This window comes from Fibrobacterota bacterium (assembly GCA_019509785.1).
Taxonomy (GTDB): domain Bacteria; phylum Fibrobacterota; class Fibrobacteria; order UBA11236; family UBA11236; genus Chersky-265.
This window is the reverse complement of sequence record JAEKLQ010000039.1, coordinates 128,168-145,814: the sequence shown is the minus strand read 5'-3', so window position 1 is coordinate 145,814 and position 17,647 is coordinate 128,168. Positions and strand designations below refer to the sequence as shown.

Annotated in this window: 8 protein-coding genes; 3 read left to right on the top strand and 5 right to left on the bottom strand. The window is 64.2% G+C overall.

The features are described 5' to 3' along the window. Positions 1-14 precede the first annotated feature (14 nt). The 3 genes from JF616_11580 to JF616_11570 all read right to left on the bottom strand — a co-directional run bounded on the left by JF616_11580 (position 15) and on the right by JF616_11570 (position 7,238). On the bottom strand, positions 15-1,415 hold the full coding sequence (locus JF616_11580; protein MBW8888386.1) for a class II fumarate hydratase: 1,401 nt from the start codon (positions 1,413-1,415) through the stop codon (positions 15-17). A gap of 130 nt (positions 1,416-1,545) precedes the next feature. Continuing rightward, complete coding sequence (locus JF616_11575; protein MBW8888385.1) at positions 1,546-4,398, bottom strand: hypothetical protein; 2,853 nt, start codon at positions 4,396-4,398, stop codon at positions 1,546-1,548. Between the two features lie 47 nt (positions 4,399-4,445). Then, positions 4,446-7,238 carry a hypothetical protein gene (locus JF616_11570; protein MBW8888384.1) on the bottom strand — a complete coding sequence of 931 codons (2,793 nt, stop codon included), beginning with the start codon at positions 7,236-7,238 and terminating at the stop codon, positions 4,446-4,448. A 377-nt stretch (positions 7,239-7,615) separates the two neighbouring features. On the opposite strand from JF616_11570, the gene JF616_11565 reads away from it, so the two are divergent. After that, complete coding sequence (locus tag JF616_11565; protein ID MBW8888383.1) at positions 7,616-8,377, top strand: hypothetical protein; 762 nt, start codon at positions 7,616-7,618, stop codon at positions 8,375-8,377. A gap of 9 nt (positions 8,378-8,386) precedes the next feature. Here JF616_11565 and JF616_11560 read toward each other — a convergent pair whose 3' ends face one another. After that, a complete protein-coding gene (locus tag JF616_11560; protein ID MBW8888382.1) occupies positions 8,387-9,466 on the bottom strand; it encodes a hypothetical protein in 1,080 nt (359 codons plus the stop codon). Positions 9,467-9,665: 199 nt separating this feature from the next. On the opposite strand from JF616_11560, the gene JF616_11555 reads away from it, so the two are divergent. Together JF616_11555 and JF616_11550 are read left to right on the top strand one after the other, a co-directional pair. Continuing rightward, positions 9,666-11,285 (top strand): ATP-binding cassette domain-containing protein, encoded by a 1,620-nt coding sequence (locus tag JF616_11555; protein MBW8888381.1) that lies wholly within the window; start codon positions 9,666-9,668, stop codon positions 11,283-11,285. 131 nt (positions 11,286-11,416) lie between these two features. Continuing rightward, on the top strand, positions 11,417-12,796 hold the full coding sequence (locus JF616_11550) for a M6 family metalloprotease domain-containing protein (GenBank protein MBW8888380.1): 1,380 nt from the start codon (positions 11,417-11,419) through the stop codon (positions 12,794-12,796). A gap of 136 nt (positions 12,797-12,932) precedes the next feature. Here JF616_11550 and JF616_11545 read toward each other — a convergent pair whose 3' ends face one another. After that, entirely contained in the window at positions 12,933-17,615 is a 4,683-nt protein-coding gene (locus JF616_11545) for a DEAD/DEAH box helicase (protein ID MBW8888379.1), read from the bottom strand. Positions 17,616-17,647 lie beyond the last annotated feature (32 nt).

The window sequence follows — 17,647 nt, the reverse complement described above, 5'->3', positions numbered from 1 at the left end:
TCGAGAAGGAAGCATCAGGGCTTCCCGATCATCTTCGCAGGATCGAGAAGCGCGTCCAATTCCTCCGCTTTCATCAAGCCCTTCTCCAGCGCGACATCACGAATGGTCTTCCCATTCGCGTAGGCATCCTGCGCCAGCTTGGCGGCCGCATCGTAACCCAGGCGCGGCACCAGGGCGGTGGCCAGGGCCAGGCTCCGGTCGAGGGTCTCCCGGCAACGTTCTTCGTCCGCGGAGAGGCCGCGCACGCATTTTTCCTCGAAAGCGGAAGCCGCCCCGGTCAGGATCTGCATGGATTGCAGCAGATCATAGGCGATGAGCGGCAACATGGTGTTGAGCTCGAAATTGCCCGCGGCCCCGGCGAAGGTGATGGCCGCATCGTTGCCGATCACCTGCGCGCAAGCCATCATCAGGGCTTCGGCCATCACCGGATTGACCTTGCCGGGCATGATGGATGAGCCGGGCTGTACCGCCGGCAGTTCCAGCTCGCCCAGGCCGGCGCGCGGGCCCGAGCCCAGCCAACGGATGTCGTTGGCGATCTTGTAGAGGGAGACGGCCACGGACTTGAGCGCGCCCGAGGCCTCCACGGCCGCATCCCGAGCGCCCTGCGCTTCGAAATGGTTCTCCGCCTCGCGGAATTCCATGCCGGACAAATCGTTCAGGCGTTCGATCACCTTGCGCGCGAAATCCGCGTGCGCGTTGATGCCCGTGCCAATCGCGGTCCCGCCCAAGGCGAGTTCGCCCAAATGCCATTTCGCGTTGCCCAGCCTGCCGATGGCGTGCGCCACCATGGCCGCGTAGCCGGAAAATTCCTGACCCAAGGTCATGGGCGTCGCGTCCTGCAAATGGGTGCGCCCCAACTTGAGCACGCCGGCGAATTCCTTGGACTTGGCTTCCAGGGCCGTACGCAGGCGGACCAGGGCCGGAACCAGATCCTTATCGATCGCGACTTGGGCGGCGATATGGATGCAACTGGGGATGACGTCGTTGCTGCTCTGGGAAAGGTTGACGTGATCGTTGGGATGGACCTTGCGCGTCAGCCCGGCGCCGCCCCCTTGCGCCAGGATCTCGGTCGCCCGCCGCGCGATCACTTCGTTGGCGTTCATGTTGGTCGAGGTGGCCGAGCCCGTCTGGAAAATGTCCACGGGGAATTGCTCATCCCATTGGCCTTCGGTCACCTCCATGGCCGCCTGGGAGATGGCCGCCGCCAAGGCGCTGTCGATGAGCCCGAGATCGCGGTTGACCTGGCAGGCCAGGTATTTCACCATGCCCAGCGCTCCGATGAAGTCGCGCGGGAATCGCAAGCCGCTGATGGGGAAATTCTCGACCGCCCGTTGCGTCTGCGCGCCCCACATGGCGCCTTCGGCGACCTGCATTTTCCCCAAAGAGTCTTGTTCCGTCCGGTACCCGTCCGCCATGCCGCCGCCCTTCCGGGGGGATCCCCGCGCGTGTGCCTGAAGCTAGAATACGGGCCGCCCCTTTCGGCCGGACCTAAATCTAAATCCGGCGGGCCAAGGGCGCACGGTCGGAGCGGGGGAAAGGACGGGCTTAGCGGAAGGGCGCGAGTGTTCCCCGGAAGGTTTGCACCGGGCCATGGCCGGCCTCCGGTTCCACCTCCAGGCGGTAGAAGGAGACGCCCCGCCCGCCCAGGTTCGGCCGCAGTTCCTGGATCCCGGGCCGAGCCGATACGGCCTGATCGACCAGGGTCCGGCCGGCGGCGGAATGCAAGGTCAGGCGCAGCCGGGCCGGCGCCGACAGATTCACGCGGAAGACCAGGCTTCCGTCAACGCCGTGAAAGATGGACGGACGGGCTATGAGCAGGGGCTTGGCCGGCGGGTGGGCGATCGGGATCGGCAGCGCGGAGTTCATCCATAGGCCCTGGGAGAGGAGGCCGGCGAAGAGGCGGCCATCGTCCATGGAGAGGGCGGATATCTCATCCTTGGGCAGGCCCGCTCCTATGGGCTGCCATTCCATGTTCGCGGCCGGGCGCATATAGAGACCCTCCGCGGCGGAGGCGACCAGGCCTTTTCCATCCCCGGCCAGGAAATCGTGCGGAGCTTGCCCCGGCAACTTCACGGTGGACCACGCCGCCCCGGGAGCCTCGCTTACGAAGGCGCCTTCGGCCTTCGCCAGGTATAGGCCGCCATCGGCCCGCGCCAGGGTGGGGTTATCGTTTCCCACGGTGGGCAATTTCCCCCAGGTTTTCGCGCTAGGGGCCAAGTCGGGGGCATACACGATGTTCCCCGTTCCTCCGTCGAAGATGAGGGTATCGGGGCCCACGCATGCGCCCATAAGGGGAGCGTTGTATTTCTGGGTCCAGCTTTGGCCGGTGTCCGAGGAAATCCAGATCCCCCGGCCGGGTATCCCGGCGAGGAACGCGTTTTTCCAGACGCCCAACCAGGAGACCTGCGGTTCCAGGAGCGACCCGGTCACTTGCTGTACGGGTAATACCTGCCACTGCGCGCCCATATCCTTGCTGAGGTAAAGCCCCTGGTAGGATGCGACCAGCAGATTGTTTCCGGAGGCGGCGATCGCCCGCAGGTCTCGGGTCGTCAAGCCCGTTTCCTTCGGGTCCTCCCAATCAATGCCGTTCCGGGAAACCCGGAGTCCCAGGCGGGTGGCGGCGAAGAAGCGGCCCCCGAAAGCGGTTATTGCCTCGGGAGGCGCGTTTGCTTCCCCGACGTAGGAGGGAAGCCAGGTTTGGCCGTCATCGCGGGTCACGAAAAGAGCGTCCTCGATGCGGACCATCAGCATTTGATCCACGCTCGCCGAAGCATCGACTCTCCCGGCGCTCATGCAGGTGTTCCAGGTCCGGCCGCTGTCCGTAGAGCAGTCCACCATCCATCCGTCGTTCCGGAACCAGGCGTTCTTGAGGGCCGCATGCCAACGGAACGCATCCTGGTAAACCAGGCCGGAGTCGGGCTCCCAAGTCGCGCCTTCGTCCGGGGAGTGCCAGTAATTGCGCTTGCTGCCCGTGGCGGCGTTCTCGACGAAGTCCCCCGCCACGTAGATATGCTTCCCGGAAGCGTATATGGCTACCGGATTGGGCGAAGGCTTTGAGGCCCATGGGCCCCGCAGCGGCGCCCAGGTTTTCATCCCGTCCTTGGATTGGTAAATGGGATCGGGGATCGCGCTATCCGGGCCCATGCGGAAGCCGAGTACGGTCGAGCCGGTGAAAAACAGGGTCTCGAGACCGGCGAATCCGGGATCCCAAGTCCGCCATGAGCGAGCGGTATCGGCGGACATATACCAAACAACTTGGTCGTTTTCCAGCGATCGGACGTAGAACCGATCCGCATACTGGAAAATGGCCTCAGGTCCCCCGTTCTGCACCGCGTCCCCGGGAATCCCCGAGTTGGCGGCCTGCCAATGTGCCCCCAGGTCTACCGAACGGTAGATGCCCTGGTGGGTGAGCTCCAAAAGGACGTTTCCCAGGGCGAAGAGGGCGCTGCCCCCCGACATGACCGAATCGGTCGGCGAGCGGGGATAGGGGGGAAGCCCCTGGTTCCGAGACACCCAGGTCTTACCGGTATCCGAAGACATGAATACGCCCGCGGCGACGCCTGGATCCTCAAAGGTCCCGCTGGTGAAGAACTTGCCCCCCGCGAACACGGGCCCCGAGGAGGTTAAGGATCCCAGATAGTCCGGGGCCGTTACGTCCCGGGGCAGCCAGGTCTTTCCGCTATCCGCGGAGAACGCCAGCGGCGTGTATTGCCCGTAAGCCCACAGCAGGCCGCCTTGCCTGGCGTACCGGGTGGCGCCTCCCGTCGGCGCGCTCGTAAGTTGCCATGCCTTTCCGCCATCCTCGGAGGAATAGGTGTAGCCGGCGGATAACCATAGGCGCGGCCCATCCTGGAAAATCCCGTCCAACTCCATGCCGCCCGGCATGGATGGCGTGACGGTCCGCCAAGTTCGCCCTTGATCGTTGGATATGTACGGTTCGTCGTCATCGGCTCCGCCCGCGACAAGCAGGCCCGCATCCCCTTGCAAGCGATCGATGTAACTGAGCGCCAGATCCGCGGCTCGCGAGGCCGTGCCCGCGACCTTCCAGGTCGCGCCCGCAACCTCACCGGTTGCGCCGTTGTCGCAAGTGGAGTAAAGTCCGACGGGGGAGGTGGCGAAGAGGCATCCGCCGGCCGAAAAAAGCTTGCCTCCCACCGAGGACCCCGCGATGCGAAGGCTCCGCGGGAAGCCGGGAGGCCGGACCGATTGCCAGGTCCGGCCCGAATCCCGGGAAGTGGACAATCCATGGGGGTTCGTCGCCCAGAGGGCGCCGTTATGCGCGACCACGGACCAGACCGGTTCTTTGGCGGTGGAGTCGAAGCGGGGAAGGGGAATGGATTTCCACTCCGCCTGGCACCACGCCGAGAAGCATAAGACCGATATCAAGCCGATGCGCATGCGAACTCCGCTTTTGTAATCGTTGTCTACAAGGTAATGCACGAAGATTAACGGAAAGGCGCGAGAGTTCCCCGGAAGGTTTGCACCGGGCCATGGCCGGCCTCCGGTTCCACCTCCAGGCGGTAGAAGGAGACGCCTCGCCCGCGCGGGTTCGGCCGCAGTTCCTGGATCCCGGGCCGCGCCGATACGGCCAGATCGGCCAGGGTCCGGCCGGCGGCAGAATGCAAGGTCAGGCGCAGTCGGGCCGGCGCCGCCAGATTCACTCGGAAGACCAGGCTTCCGTCCGCGCCGGGATAGATGGACGGACGGGCCACTAATAAGGGCTGGGCCGGCGGGTGGGCGATCGGGATCGGCAGCGCGGAGTTCATCCATAGGCCCTGGGTGAACAGCCCGGCGAGGAGGCGGCCACCATCCATGGACAGGGCGGATACCTCATCCTTCGGCAGGCCCGCTCCTATCGGCTGCCATTCCATGTTCGCGGCCGGGCGCAGATAGAGACCATCGGCGGCGGAGGCGACCAGGCCCTTTCCGTCCCCCGCCAGGAAATCGTGCGGCGCTTGTCCCGGCAACTTCACGGGCGTCCACGGCGCGCCGGGGGCATTGCTCACGAAGGCGCCGCTGGTCTTCGACAGGTAGAGGCCGCCATCGGCCATGGCGAGTTCGGTGTTATCCAAAGACGAGTCGGGCCCTTCGCCCCAGATATGCGCGCCCGGGATCAGATCGGGGGCGTGCATGATGTAGCCCGCGTCGAACGCCAAATCCTCGGGACCGGCCCACATGCCCCAGATGGGATCATCGTATTTGCGGACCCAGGTCTTGCCGGAGTCCATTGAGAGGAAAACCCCCAGGTTCGGGATCCCGGCGAAGAAGGTGTCCTTCCAAGCCGCCAGCCAGGCCACGCGCGGCTCGGGGGAAGGCGACTCTCCCTGGGGCACGAGGGACGGCTGCCAATGCGCGCCCAAATCCTGGCTGACGAAAAGGCCTTTATTGGTCGCCGCCATCAGGTTGTTCCCGGCAAGGACGATGGCCCGGGAATACAAGTATGACAAACCCGTCTCTCCGGCATCTTCCCAATCCAGGCCGTTCCGCGAAGCCCGCAGCCCCTGGGGTGTGGCGACGAGGAAACGGCCCGCGAAGGCGGTGACGTCGAATAATTGCGGGTTGCCTTTTTCCACCGGGGAAGGGCGCCAGGTCTTGCCGGCGTCGCTGGTCACGAAAAGGGAATCGTAGATGCGGACCAACAAGGTCTGGCCCACGACGGCGGACCCCTCGACGTTGCCGCCGCCTAGGGTGGGTTTCCAGGTATGGCCGCTATCCGTGGAGACGGTGGTCGCCGCGCCTTCGTTTCGGAAGCGGGCATTCCCGGCTTCGGCATGCCAAGCGAGCATTTGCCCGTAAACCTGCATCGAGTCCGACTCCCATGTCGCCCCTTCATCCGGGGAATGCCAGAATGCGGTGGCGATGCCGGCGTAAACGTATCCGCTGACGTAGATATGGGTCCCGGAAGCGTATATGGCGTCGAGGGTGTACGCGGACGTGGAGGACCAGGGCCCCCGCAGCAGGCTCCAGGTTTTCATCCCGTCCTTCGATTGGTAAATGGGATCTGCCAAAGCGGAATCCCCGTGGCTACGGAACGCGAGGACGGTCGAAGCGGTAAAATGCAGCGACGCGATATCGGATATGCCGGGATTCCATACGCGCCAAGTGAGCGCGGAATCGGCGCTCGTGTACCATATGAATTGGTTGTTCGCCTCGATCCGGCGGAAGGCCCGATCGGCGTTCACGTAAACGTCCTCGTACGAGACGTTCTTCAGGGCGGCCGCGGAAATTCCCGCATTGGAAGCCTGCCAACCGGCCCCGAGATCATCCGAACGGTAGATGCCCTTTTCGGTGCGCGCCAATAGCCGCGTCCCCAGGGCGAAGACGGCGGTGGCCCCCGTCAGGGCCGAATCGGTCGGGGATAAGGAAGATACCGGAAGGCCCTGGTTCCGGGGGACCCAGGTTTTACCGGAATCGGCGGACATGAATACGCCCGCGGGATAGTTGGCGGTGCTCAGGAACCCGCTGGTGAACAGTTTGCCCTCCACGAAGACCAGCCCCGATAAATAGACGGACCCCAAGAGATCCGAAATCCGGATATCCCTCTGCGTCCAGGTCCGCCCGCTATCCGCCGAGTTCTGCATTTCGGAGTACGGTCCGTACTTCCAAAGCTGGCCGGCCAGCCTGACGTAACCGCCAGAGGGACCGACCCCCCCGGCATCAGTCGCATGCCAGGTCTTGCCTCCATCGTCGGAGTAGTACGAGGAGCCGGCGGACATCCACAGGCGCGAGCCATCCTGGAAAACCCCGTCGAGCCCCATGCCGTCGGGAGTGAACGACGGCGGGGTCCGCCAAGTCCGGCCTTTGTCGTCGGAGGCATACAATTTTTCATCGTCCCACGATCCCGCGATGAGTAGGCTCGCATCCCCCCGCAGGCGATCGATGCGGCCCATCTGCGGATCCTTCCTCCAGGAGGCGCCATCGTCGCAGGTCGTGAAAAGCCCGGTGCTGGCGGTCGCGAACAGGCAACCGGCGGCCGAAAAAAGCCTGCCCCCGGGCGAAGTCGCCGCCGAATGGGCGCTACGGGGGAATTCGGGAGGCCGCGCCGACCGCCAGGTCCGGCCGGAATCCCGGGAAAGGGATAACCCTTCGGGGGTCGTCGCCCATAAACCACCGTCATGGGCGACGATGGACCAGACCGGCTCCTTGGCTGCGGAATCGACGGGCGGAGGCGGAATGGATTTCCACTCCGCCTGGCACCACGCCGCGACGCAAAAGACCGATATCAAGCCGACGCGCATGCGAACTCCGATTTGGGTAATCGCCGTCCCCATGGTAATGCCGAAGAACGGAAATGGCCCGACGGAAGTTGGACGTAAGCGCGGAACCGATTGTTGCAGGCAATTCCGTCTTGCCAGCGGGAAAGTCTCAACCACGTTTTTGCGCGTTAGGAAAGGCGCTCCATATTCGCCTGAAGGAAGGCGCCGGCGGCTCGCCGCCATTCCGGTAACCCCAGGGTTTCTCCCGGAGATCCCGAAGCTCCGCTTTCGATCGTTTGAGGCGCGGAGACAATGAACAATTTTTGGTGTCAATTATACCGCGAGGTTACATGAATGTTTCGGTAGCCTGCGTGTTTCATCGTGACTTATCTTTCCGCAGACACCATTACGGAGGTCACATGAGAAACTTTCACGGCAAGATGGCCCTGGCGCTTTTGGTTTCCGCTCCCCTCTTGGCCCAAGCCGCGCCCGCCGGCAAATGCGGGGATGATTTCAACGGCAAATCTTTGGGCGCGCAGTGGACTTTCTTGGACAAGGACGGAGAGCCGGGCGGATCGGCGGTGGTTTCCGGGGGCAAGCTGGCGTTGACGGGCAAGGGCAGCGACGTGTACGGGGACGTGAACGAATTCGTGGGCGTGGCGCTGGCCCCCGAGGCAGGTAACTTCGACGTTTCGGTGAAGATCGAGTCGCAGGACAACACCTTCGAATGGGCCCAGGCGGGCATCCTGGCCGCCAACGACGTGAACGATCTTTCCAAAGGCGGCTACGCGGTGGTGGACGTGACCCCGGGCAACAACTACAACGCCTTTTACGATTCCGCGGGCACGGTAGGCACGCTGGACTCGCATATCAATGCGGGCGTCTCGGGGTATCCGGTATGGATCCGCCTGGCGCGCAGGGGCAAGAAGTTTTCCGCCTGGTACAAGAACCAGGCCGATGCCTCCTGGAAGGTCATCGCCGAAGGCTTCTCCACCCAGGGCATGGGACCCCGTTCCCAACTGGCCCTGGTCAGCCTGAGCCATAACGACAATCTCGCCAACAAAACCGTGTTCGATGACTTCACTTGCAATGGGCCGGCGCCCATGTCCGGGAAGGGTCCCTCCGGCCATAAACGGGTCCCGCCGGGATTCGACGCGGCCGGGCGCCACCACGCTCGCTGAGGCGAACCTTTATCGGGCTCGAAGGACTTTTTCCCCGGAGATCCTATAAAGACCTGCGTGGATGTTCGGGCCCTGCCGGTTCTCGCGCTGAACGAAGAAAAGACCAGACTCAGACGATCGTACGGACTTGTTTTTCGCGGCGCGCGGGAGGGGGTTTAGGGACGTTGTTGCCGGTTGGGAAGTCGCGATCTCGCCTTTGCCGGCCACCACCACGAACATGTCCCCGGTCCAGGCGATGGAAAGCAGGACCCCGCTCCCTCCTAAATTGAGCCCGGTCCCCGTTCCCGGGATCACCGTCGTCCAATCCATGCCGTCGGGGGAGGTCGCAATGGCATTTCCCGCCGCCACCAATTGGCTTCCCGTCCAAACCACGGCGGCCAGGTTATTCGCCGACGATCCCAGGGGATGTGACGTCCAGGTTACCCCATCGGGTGAGGTTTGGATGTCCCCGTCCCCTACTATCACCAATTCGCTCCCCGCCCAAACTACCGAGTTCAGGGCCTTGGATGTCGTCGCCAAGGTCCGCGGGGTCCAGGTTACCCCGTCCGGAGAAGTGAGGACGACCTCGCCCACGGCCACCAGTTCGCTCCCTGTCCAGGCCACCGAGCCGAGAATCTTGGTAGTCCCGGATGTTTGTAACGTCCAAGTTACCCCGTCCGGCGAGGTCCCTATGGCGCCGTTCTTGCCCACCACCACCAGTTGGCCCGATCCCGAGCCTGTCAAAGGGCCGGTCCAGATCACCGAATAGAGGGCGGTCGGTTCCGCGCTCAGGGTCCAATTCACGCCTTCATCGGTGGAGACCAAAAGCACTGCGTCGCCCACGGCGACCAGCTTGCTTCCCGTCCAAGCGATGGAGTAAAGGGCCTTCGAGGTTCCCGAGCTTCGTGACGTCCAGGTTACCCCATCCGGGGAAGTCAGGATGGTCCCGCTATCCCCCACGGTCACGAGTTGATTTCCGGCCCAAATCACCGAACTCAACCTGGCCGTGGTCCCGGAAACCTGGGGCGTCCAATCGGATTGCGCGCGGGGAATGGCCAAGGCGGCAAACAGGATCAGGTTAGCCAGGATGATCTTGCGGAAATATCCCATTTTGATTTTGCTTTCGTTGGTAGAACGAATCCGAATTTCCCCTTGGTTGCTATCGGGTCCCAAGTGGTCCCATTATCGCACAACATTCGGCGGGCGCGGCTTGGTAGATAGGCCGCAGGCGACCGTTACCGGGGGCGGCCTGCCGCCCTGCCCCCCAATTGCTATTTTGTCCCCCTTTCCCTCTCCCAAGGTTCCTGCCATGCTTACCGCCCAGAACATTTCCCTCGCCTATGGCAAACGCGTCCTCTTCAAGGAAGTGGACATCAAGTTCGTCCCCGGCAATTGCTACGGCATCATCGGCGCGAACGGCGCCGGCAAGTCCACCTTCCTCAAGATCCTTTCGGGCGAGATCGAGCCCGATTCGGGCAGCGTGAACGTCGCCCCCGGCGTGCGCCTGGCGAACCTGAGGCAGAACCAATTCGAGTTCGACGAGTTCCCGGTGCTCCAGACCGTGATCATGGGGCATAAGGAATTGTACGAGGTGATGCGCGAGAAGGACGCCTTGTACGCCAAGCCGGATTTTTCCGAGGCCGACGGCGTGCGGGCTTCCGAGCTGGAAGGCGAATTCGCCGATCTAAACGGCTGGAACGCGGAGGCGGAGGCGGGGGCCATGCTCAGCGGCCTCGGGGTGCGCGAAGACAAGCATCAGTTGCTCATGAAAGAGCTGGCTGCGGGCGAGAAGGTCCGCGTGCTGCTCTGCCAGGCCTTGTACGGCAATCCCGGCGTGCTGCTGCTGGATGAGCCCACCAACAACCTGGACATGGATTCGGTCATGTGGCTGGAGGAATTCCTTTACGGTTTCGAGAACACGGTGATCGTGGTCTCGCATGATCGCCATTTCCTCGACAAGGTCTGCACGCACGTGTGCGATATCGATTACCAGAAGATCCAGACCTACACGGGCAACTACACCTTCTGGTACGAATCCAGCAAGTTGGCGTTGGAGCAGAAGCGCGATCAGAACAAGAAGAAGGAAGACAAGATCAAGGACTTGCAAACCTTCATCCAAAGGTTTTCCGCCAACGCTTCCAAGTCCAAGCAGGCCACTTCGCGCAAGAAGTTGCTCGACAAGATCACCCTGGACGATATCCGCCCTTCCACGCGCCAATACCCGTTCATCGTCTTCAAGCAGGAGAAGCCGGCGGGCAAGGTCATCCTCGAGATCGAAGGGCTTTCCAAATCGCTGGACGGGAAACCGGCCTTCAAGGGATTCGAACTCAACGTGCGGACGGGCGACAAGATCGCTTTCGTGGGCCGGGACGATCTTCCCGGGACCATCCTGTACCGGGTGATCATGGACGAGCTGAAGCCCGATCACGGCAGCTTCCGCTGGGGCGGGTCGGTGACCAAGGCCTACTTCCCCAAGGACAACGCCGCCTTCTTCGAGACCGATATGAACCTGGTGGATTGGCTGCGCCAATTCTCCAAGGAGAAAGAGAAGGACGAGCAATTCATTAGAGGATGGCTAGGTAAAATGCTGTTCTCCGGCGAGGAATCGCAGAAGAGCGCGCGCGTGCTTTCGGGCGGCGAGAAGGTTCGCTGCATGTTGGCCCGCATGATGCTTTTGCAGGCCAACGTGCTGATCCTGGACGAGCCCACCAACCACCTGGATCTGGAATCGATCACGGCGCTCAACAATGCGCTGACCGCTTTCGACGGGACCCTCCTCTTCACTTCGCAGGATCACCTGTTCGTGCAGACCATCGCCACGCGCATCATCGAGCTCACGCCCAAGGGCTATATCGATCGAACCATGTCGTATGATGAGTATTTAGCGAACGAGGATGTCAAAAAGCTGCGCGAAAAGCTGTACTCCTGATCACCCGCGGGGCCGGCTGTTCCCGCCTACGCGGCCCCGAAGTAAAACCCCCCGATACCGGCGCCAGACCCATGCGGCCGGACCGTCCGTTCGGCATTAGTATAGGGCATACCTTTCGAAAGGCCGGGGAAATGTCCTGTCGCATCCGCGCTTTGGCCGTATTGGCCGGCTCTCTCTGCTTCGCGATTCCCGCCCAGGCCATCATCGTCTACAACGGGAAAATCGTTCCGGCTTGGCCGGATCTGCCTTCCCCGGCGGCACTTTCGAAACGTTCTATCGGGGGCGTTCAGTCCGCGGCCGCCGCGCCCCTCCATTACTATCAGCATCCCGCGGGCACGGTATGGGGGCTGACCTTGTTGGTGGATTTTTCGGATACGCCTCCCGCCTTCACCAGGGACGAGGTGGACGCTTGGCTGAACCTGAAGGGCTTCAACCGCTTCAGCTGCAACGGGTCGGTCCGCGATTATTACCACGACGTGTCCAACGGGAAGGTGGATTTCCAAAACGAGATCCACGGGTACTACCGCGCCAAGAATCCCAAGTCCTACTACGAGGCCGGCACAGGCTACGACCGCGCGGGCGAGCTGGTCGACGAGGTCCTGGCCTACTTCGACGCGGAGGTCGATTTCTCCAAGTTCGACAACGATAAGGACGGCAAGGTGGAGGCGATCAGCATCGTCTACGCGGGCGTAGGGCAGACTTACGCCCAAGGCCTGTGGCCGCATGCGGGGTCCATCAACCAGAAGCGCGACGGCGTGAGCCTGACGCGTTACATGATGAGCGACATGGGCACGAGCCTGTCCCTTTACGTCTTCTGCCATGAATGCGGGCACATGCTGTTCGGTTGGCCCGACTTGTACGGATTCGGGGACTATTGCCTGATGGGCAACCGGCCCAACGATCAGAATCCCCCGCTCATCAACGATTTCTTCCGCGCCGATCAGGGTTGGCTCGACGTGGTGGACGTCGATAAATCCATGAACGCATCCTATGCCATCGCCGCCAACGGGACGGTGGGCTACCGGTTCGCCAATCCGGCCCGGCCGCAGGAGCTCTTTTTCTGGTCCAATTACTCCAACGTGGGCCGCCGGGCCGTATTGAAGGGCCGCGGCCTACTGCTGCTGCATTTCGATAAGGACATCGGGAGCAACAATCCGCCCAATCCCTTATGCCTGGCGGTGGTCCAGGCCGACGGCAAGGATGAGCTGGGGAAAACCACCTGGCCGTCGCCGGGAAGCGATACCAAGGATTACTTCTCGAAGGCTACTGGCGCCGCATTCGGGGCCGCTACGGCTCCGGCGTCGAAATGGAACGACGGATCGGCCTCCGGACTGAACATCCACGATATCGGGGCGGCCGCCGATACCATCGCCTTCTACGTGGGCACGGGGGCTGTCGGTTTGCGCTCGGTGGTGGCGGGAACCGCGATCCGCATCTTGCCCGCGGCGCACCCGGGAAGGGACGCCCGGGGCGTAATCGGCGTCGGGGCCATCGGCCCGCGCTTGCATTGATCTCGGTTCGCCGTTTTAGGAACGGCGGCCGCTGTCCCCTGCCGCCCAGGTCGCGAAAAAACCGATCCACACACTGTATTGACAATGATTGTCAATACAGTGCGTTGCAGCAGTTCGGGCGGGCTTGGGCGCCCCCTCACCGCCTTTTCCGCAAGCTCAGGGTCTTGAAACCCTTCTCGAAGCCCGCCTGCAGGAAATCGTCGAGATAGAGGCTGTCCAAGGCGGATACGCCATTGATAAGTTCGGTTTCCATCGCCTTTTGCGGCGTGGCTTCCCGATCGGCCAGGGAGCGCAGGCAGGCCAGGTAACCGCCGAGATACCTGTGCCGCGGAGGCACGCGGACCGTGAGGTCGCGGCCCAGGCGGCGCGAGACGAGGGCCAGTTCCGGGCCGTGGAAGACGAGATGGGTGGAGGCGAGGCGCGGCGGGGTGTCGTAGGGCAGGTCTTGCAGACCGAGGCCGCAGGGCGAGGCGGGATCGGCGGCGGAAATCCACCAGATGCTTCCGGGCAGCTCGCCTTCCAATAATCGCAATGCGTGGGGGGAGAGGAATTGCAGGCCGGCTATGCCGGCGAAGAAGTGCCCGGTCAGGACTTCGCCGGACAATTCCAGGAGGCGCAAGGAGCGGAAGACGGAGCCCCATTGGAGGGCCGGGAGTTCGTGGGCCAACAACTCGCGGAAGAGGATACCGTAACGACGGAGCAATTGGCGGGCGCGGTCCTGGGAAAGCTCTTCGGCGGCCAGGGCGTCGGGGGTAGGCTCGGGGGCGGGCAGGGCCAGCCAAGCCCCGGCCATGGGCCGGGTGGATTTCCAACGCTGGAAACGCTGCCGCCGGGATGGTCCTCCGGCCCGCGCATCCCTGCCGGACCCCGGGCCCGTATCCCGGACCAAGGGAGAGGCCTTGAAACCAGTCTCGAGGCCCGTGCGCACGGCGGCGAAGGTATCATTGGTGATACTCCCCCTCCAGGCCAATTCCCACAGGGCCCCCACGATGCGTTCCGAGGACAAAGGGCAGCGGGCCGATAGGGACGGGAAGTCGAGGCGGCCGGGCGCGGCCGATCGCAGTAAATCCAGAACCAGGGCCGCATCGCCGCCCGCTGGGTCTTCGGCATCGGGCGCCGGGAAAAGATCCAGGTCTTCGGGGAAAGCGAAGGCGAGACGTTCGCGCCCGCGCCCGATCCAAAGCAACCCGCTTTCGCGCAGGAGCTCGTCCAGGCGCGAGGGCAAATAGCGATCGACGCGCGCCGGCAGGAGATCGGCCTCCCAGGCCGCCGCCGGGGCCGGGTATCCGAACATCTTCTCGAGGACGCCTTGCAGGCCCTCGATGTCGCGGGCCGGTTCGGCCACGCCCTGCCAGGCCGCCAGGAAGTGCGGGAGGCTTTGCGGCGGACGCGCTACGAAGGCAGGGCGCGCGCGCCGCCGCATCAGGCGCAGCAAGGCTTCCACGTTGCCGGCGTCGCACGCTTCCGGGCCGTCCGCATCTTCGCTCAGGACGTCCAGGATGACGCGATCGCCTTCGGCCAGTTCTCCCAAGGCTTCCTCGACCCGCGTGAAGGCGGACCCGAACAGATCGCGGGGAAGGCCGAGCGAGATGGGCCCGAAAGCCCGTAGCCATTGCGCCAACAAAGGGGCGAAAGGGGCGGCGGAAACGGATTGGGACAAGCGGGCAAGATGGCCCAAGGCCTCCGGCGAAGGCGGACCCTGCGCCTCCGGATCCGCCGCGAGCATCCCATCCCAAGGTTTACCTTCACTCTCACCAGGCGCGGGGAGGGCCGCGAACCAGAGCTGAGCCTCACGGCCCCGCGCCAGGCCGGCCCCACCGGCGCCATCGTCCCATCCCAAGGCGGCCGACAAGCGCGGCCAGGTTTCCACTGCCACCACGCCCGCCCGCGCCGCTCCAGGCAGACGCGTGCCCAGTAGGCGGGCTCCCGCGTGGGTCCGGAAGTCCGCATCCAATCCGGTCGCCCCATTGGCGCCTAAAACGACCGAAGCGCCCGACGCGCCCGTGGCACCCGAAGCGCCGGAAGCGCCCGCCGCGCCCATGGCGGCCAGCAAAGCGCGCCATTCCTCCCAGGGAATCAACACGCGCTCCTTGGCCCATTCCACCAGCTCTTCGGCGCTTTGAGGCGCATAGCCCGGCGCGAGGCGCTGGGATTTGGCCTCGAACTCGCCGATGATCGCGCGCGGGATGCGCGGGCGCAAGGGCGCGCTGAAGGCGATCTCCTTCAATAGATCCGCGGCTGCGCCCGACCCGCCCACGGGGCGATCGCCTTGGTACATCCACTTGTTGGTCCGCTTCCACATCAAGGTCCCGGCGAAAGGGGAAGGCGCGCGCGTGCGGGCCTCGCCCACGCGGATAGCGCCCTCGTGAACCTCGGCCAGCATGGCCTTAAGGTGGGGGAGATCGAATTCATCCTTCAGGCATTCGCGCCAGGTTTCCAGGGCGATGGGGAATTCCGGAAAGGCGGAGACGGCCTGCAACAGGTTCTGGGAACGAAGACGGTTGAGCCAGAGCGGAACGCGGGAGCGGGTCGTGGAGCGCGGCAGCAGCAGGGCGCGCGCGGCGTTCTCGCGGAAATGCGCGGCATAGAATCCGGTCTTCTCCAGCCGCGAGCGCAATAGACTTTCCAAGTTGTCGGGTTGCACCAGATCCAGCAGATCGGCGGGGACATCGTCGGGCCACAAGCGCACCAGCAGGCAATCGTCGGCGGCGATCACCTCGAGGGGACGGCCTTGCCGTTGCTCGTAGGCCTCCGCCAGGGCATACGCCCAGGGGCGCAAAAGGCGCCCGCCCCAGACCGCATGCAAAATGATTTGGCGGGCCTGGCCCGGATCCTCCCCGCCCTCCGATTCGCCCGCGTCCTCGATCAGCAGATGATGCCGATGGGGAAGGGCGCTTCCCGTCGCCTCCCGCTGGCGCCGCAGATAGCCGAGAAGCAGATCCGCTTCGGCGGCGGCGAATCCGTGTTCGCGCTTCAGACGCTCCGCGAAAGCGGGATCCTCCAGCTCCGCGTCGGCGCGCTCCAGGAAGGATCCCAGGCGCTCGGCGAAGTGGAAGCCGCGATCCCGCTCATCGGCCCGCCAGAAGGGGGCCATCTGCGCCTCCCGCTCGGCGGGAACCACCTCCACTTCGTTCGCCGTGATATTCGTAATACGCCAACCCTGATTACCAAGATGGAAGGTATCGCCCTCCCGGCGCTCCCATACGAACTCCTCGTCCAACTCGCCGATCTTGGCCCGCGATTGCGCATGCCTCAAGGCGAACAGGCCCCGGTCGGGAATGGTCCCCCCCGAAAGGCCCACGATCAGGGCCGACCCCCGGGCCGCCGTGACGCGTCCATCCACCGCGTCCAGGAACAGGCGCGGGCGCAGTTCGCGCACGCGGGTGGCCTCGTAGCGGCCCGTCAGCATTTCCAGCACGGAGTCGAAATGACGCCGGGGCAAATCGCGGTACGGCCAACTGGTCCGTAGGAAGGCGAACATGCGCTCGGCGGTCCATTCCCCGGAGGCGGCGAGCGCGACCAGGATCTGGGCCAGCAGATCGAGCGGGCCCTCGATGGGACGGGTCTCCTCCAGATCGCCGTCCAAGGCGCAGCGCACCGCCACCGCGGCGTCCAGCAGATCCTTGCCATGCGAGGCGAAGAGGAGGGCGTGGCTCGTCTGCCCCACGCCATGGCCGGCGCGGCCGATCTTCTGCAGGGTCGAGGCGATCGAGAAAGGGGTCTGCACCAGGATCACCTGATCGAGGGCGCCGATGTCGATGCCGAGTTCCAGGGAATTGGTGGCCACGATGGCGGGCAACAGGCCCTGCTTCATGCGCTCCTCGACCAAGGCGCGGATCTCCCGCGAGAGCGAGCCGTGATGGGCGTAGGCGATGGGCTTCTCTTCCCCCTCGTTCAACAGGCGGGCCAGGCGCTCGGAGAGCCGGCGATTGTTGGCGAAGATGAGGGTGGAGCGCGCCGAGGCGACGCTCAGCTTGATTTCCGCCGCGATGGCGGCCCAGATATCCTTCTCGTCCCCGTCCGTTCCGGACGCTTCTTCCGTTCCGGAAGCTCCGGCCGCTCCCGGCGCGTCGTCCTTCGCGATGGGGTACCGAACGCGGAGATCGTAACGCTTGACCGCCGTGGACACGGCCACCGATACCTCGCGCGGGACATAGCCGGTCTCCCCGAGGCTGAATCCCCCCACCCAGGCCGCGATGGCCTCCAAGGGCCGGATGGTCGCCGTCAGGGCGATGCGCTGGAATTCCCCCGCCAACGGGACCAGCCGATCCACCGCCGTGATCAGGTGAACGCCGCGCTTGCTCCCCGCCACCGCGTGCACCTCGTCCAGGATCACGGTTTCCACGTCGCGCAAGGTCTCCCGGCTGCCCTCGGAGAGCAGCATCAGGTTCAGGCTTTCCGGCGTCGTGATCAGGATCTCGGGGGGTTTCCGCAACATGCGGCGGCGCTCGGTCGCGGGGGTATCGCCGCTGCGCACCAGGGCGCGTACCTCGGGAAAGGCGAGGCCTGCGCCTTCGAAGCTTTGCCTTAAGGCTTCCAGGGGCGCGAGCAGGTTGCGCCCGATATCGTTGTTAAGGGCCTTCAAGGGGGAAACGTACAGGATACGGGTGGCCCCCGGATCCCAGGCGCCCGCGGCGAAGCGGTCGAGGGCCCACAGGAAGGCCGTCAGGGTCTTGCCGCTGCCCGTCGGCGCCGTCAGGAGCACGTGCTTTCCCTCGGCGATCAGGGGCCAGGAGCGGGCCTGGATATCCGTCGGACTCCCGTAGGTTTCGGCGAACCAGGCGCGGACCAGGGGATGGAAAAGGCTAAGGGCGTCCATGGCAAAGGTCAAAATGCAAATTTGGGGTCCGG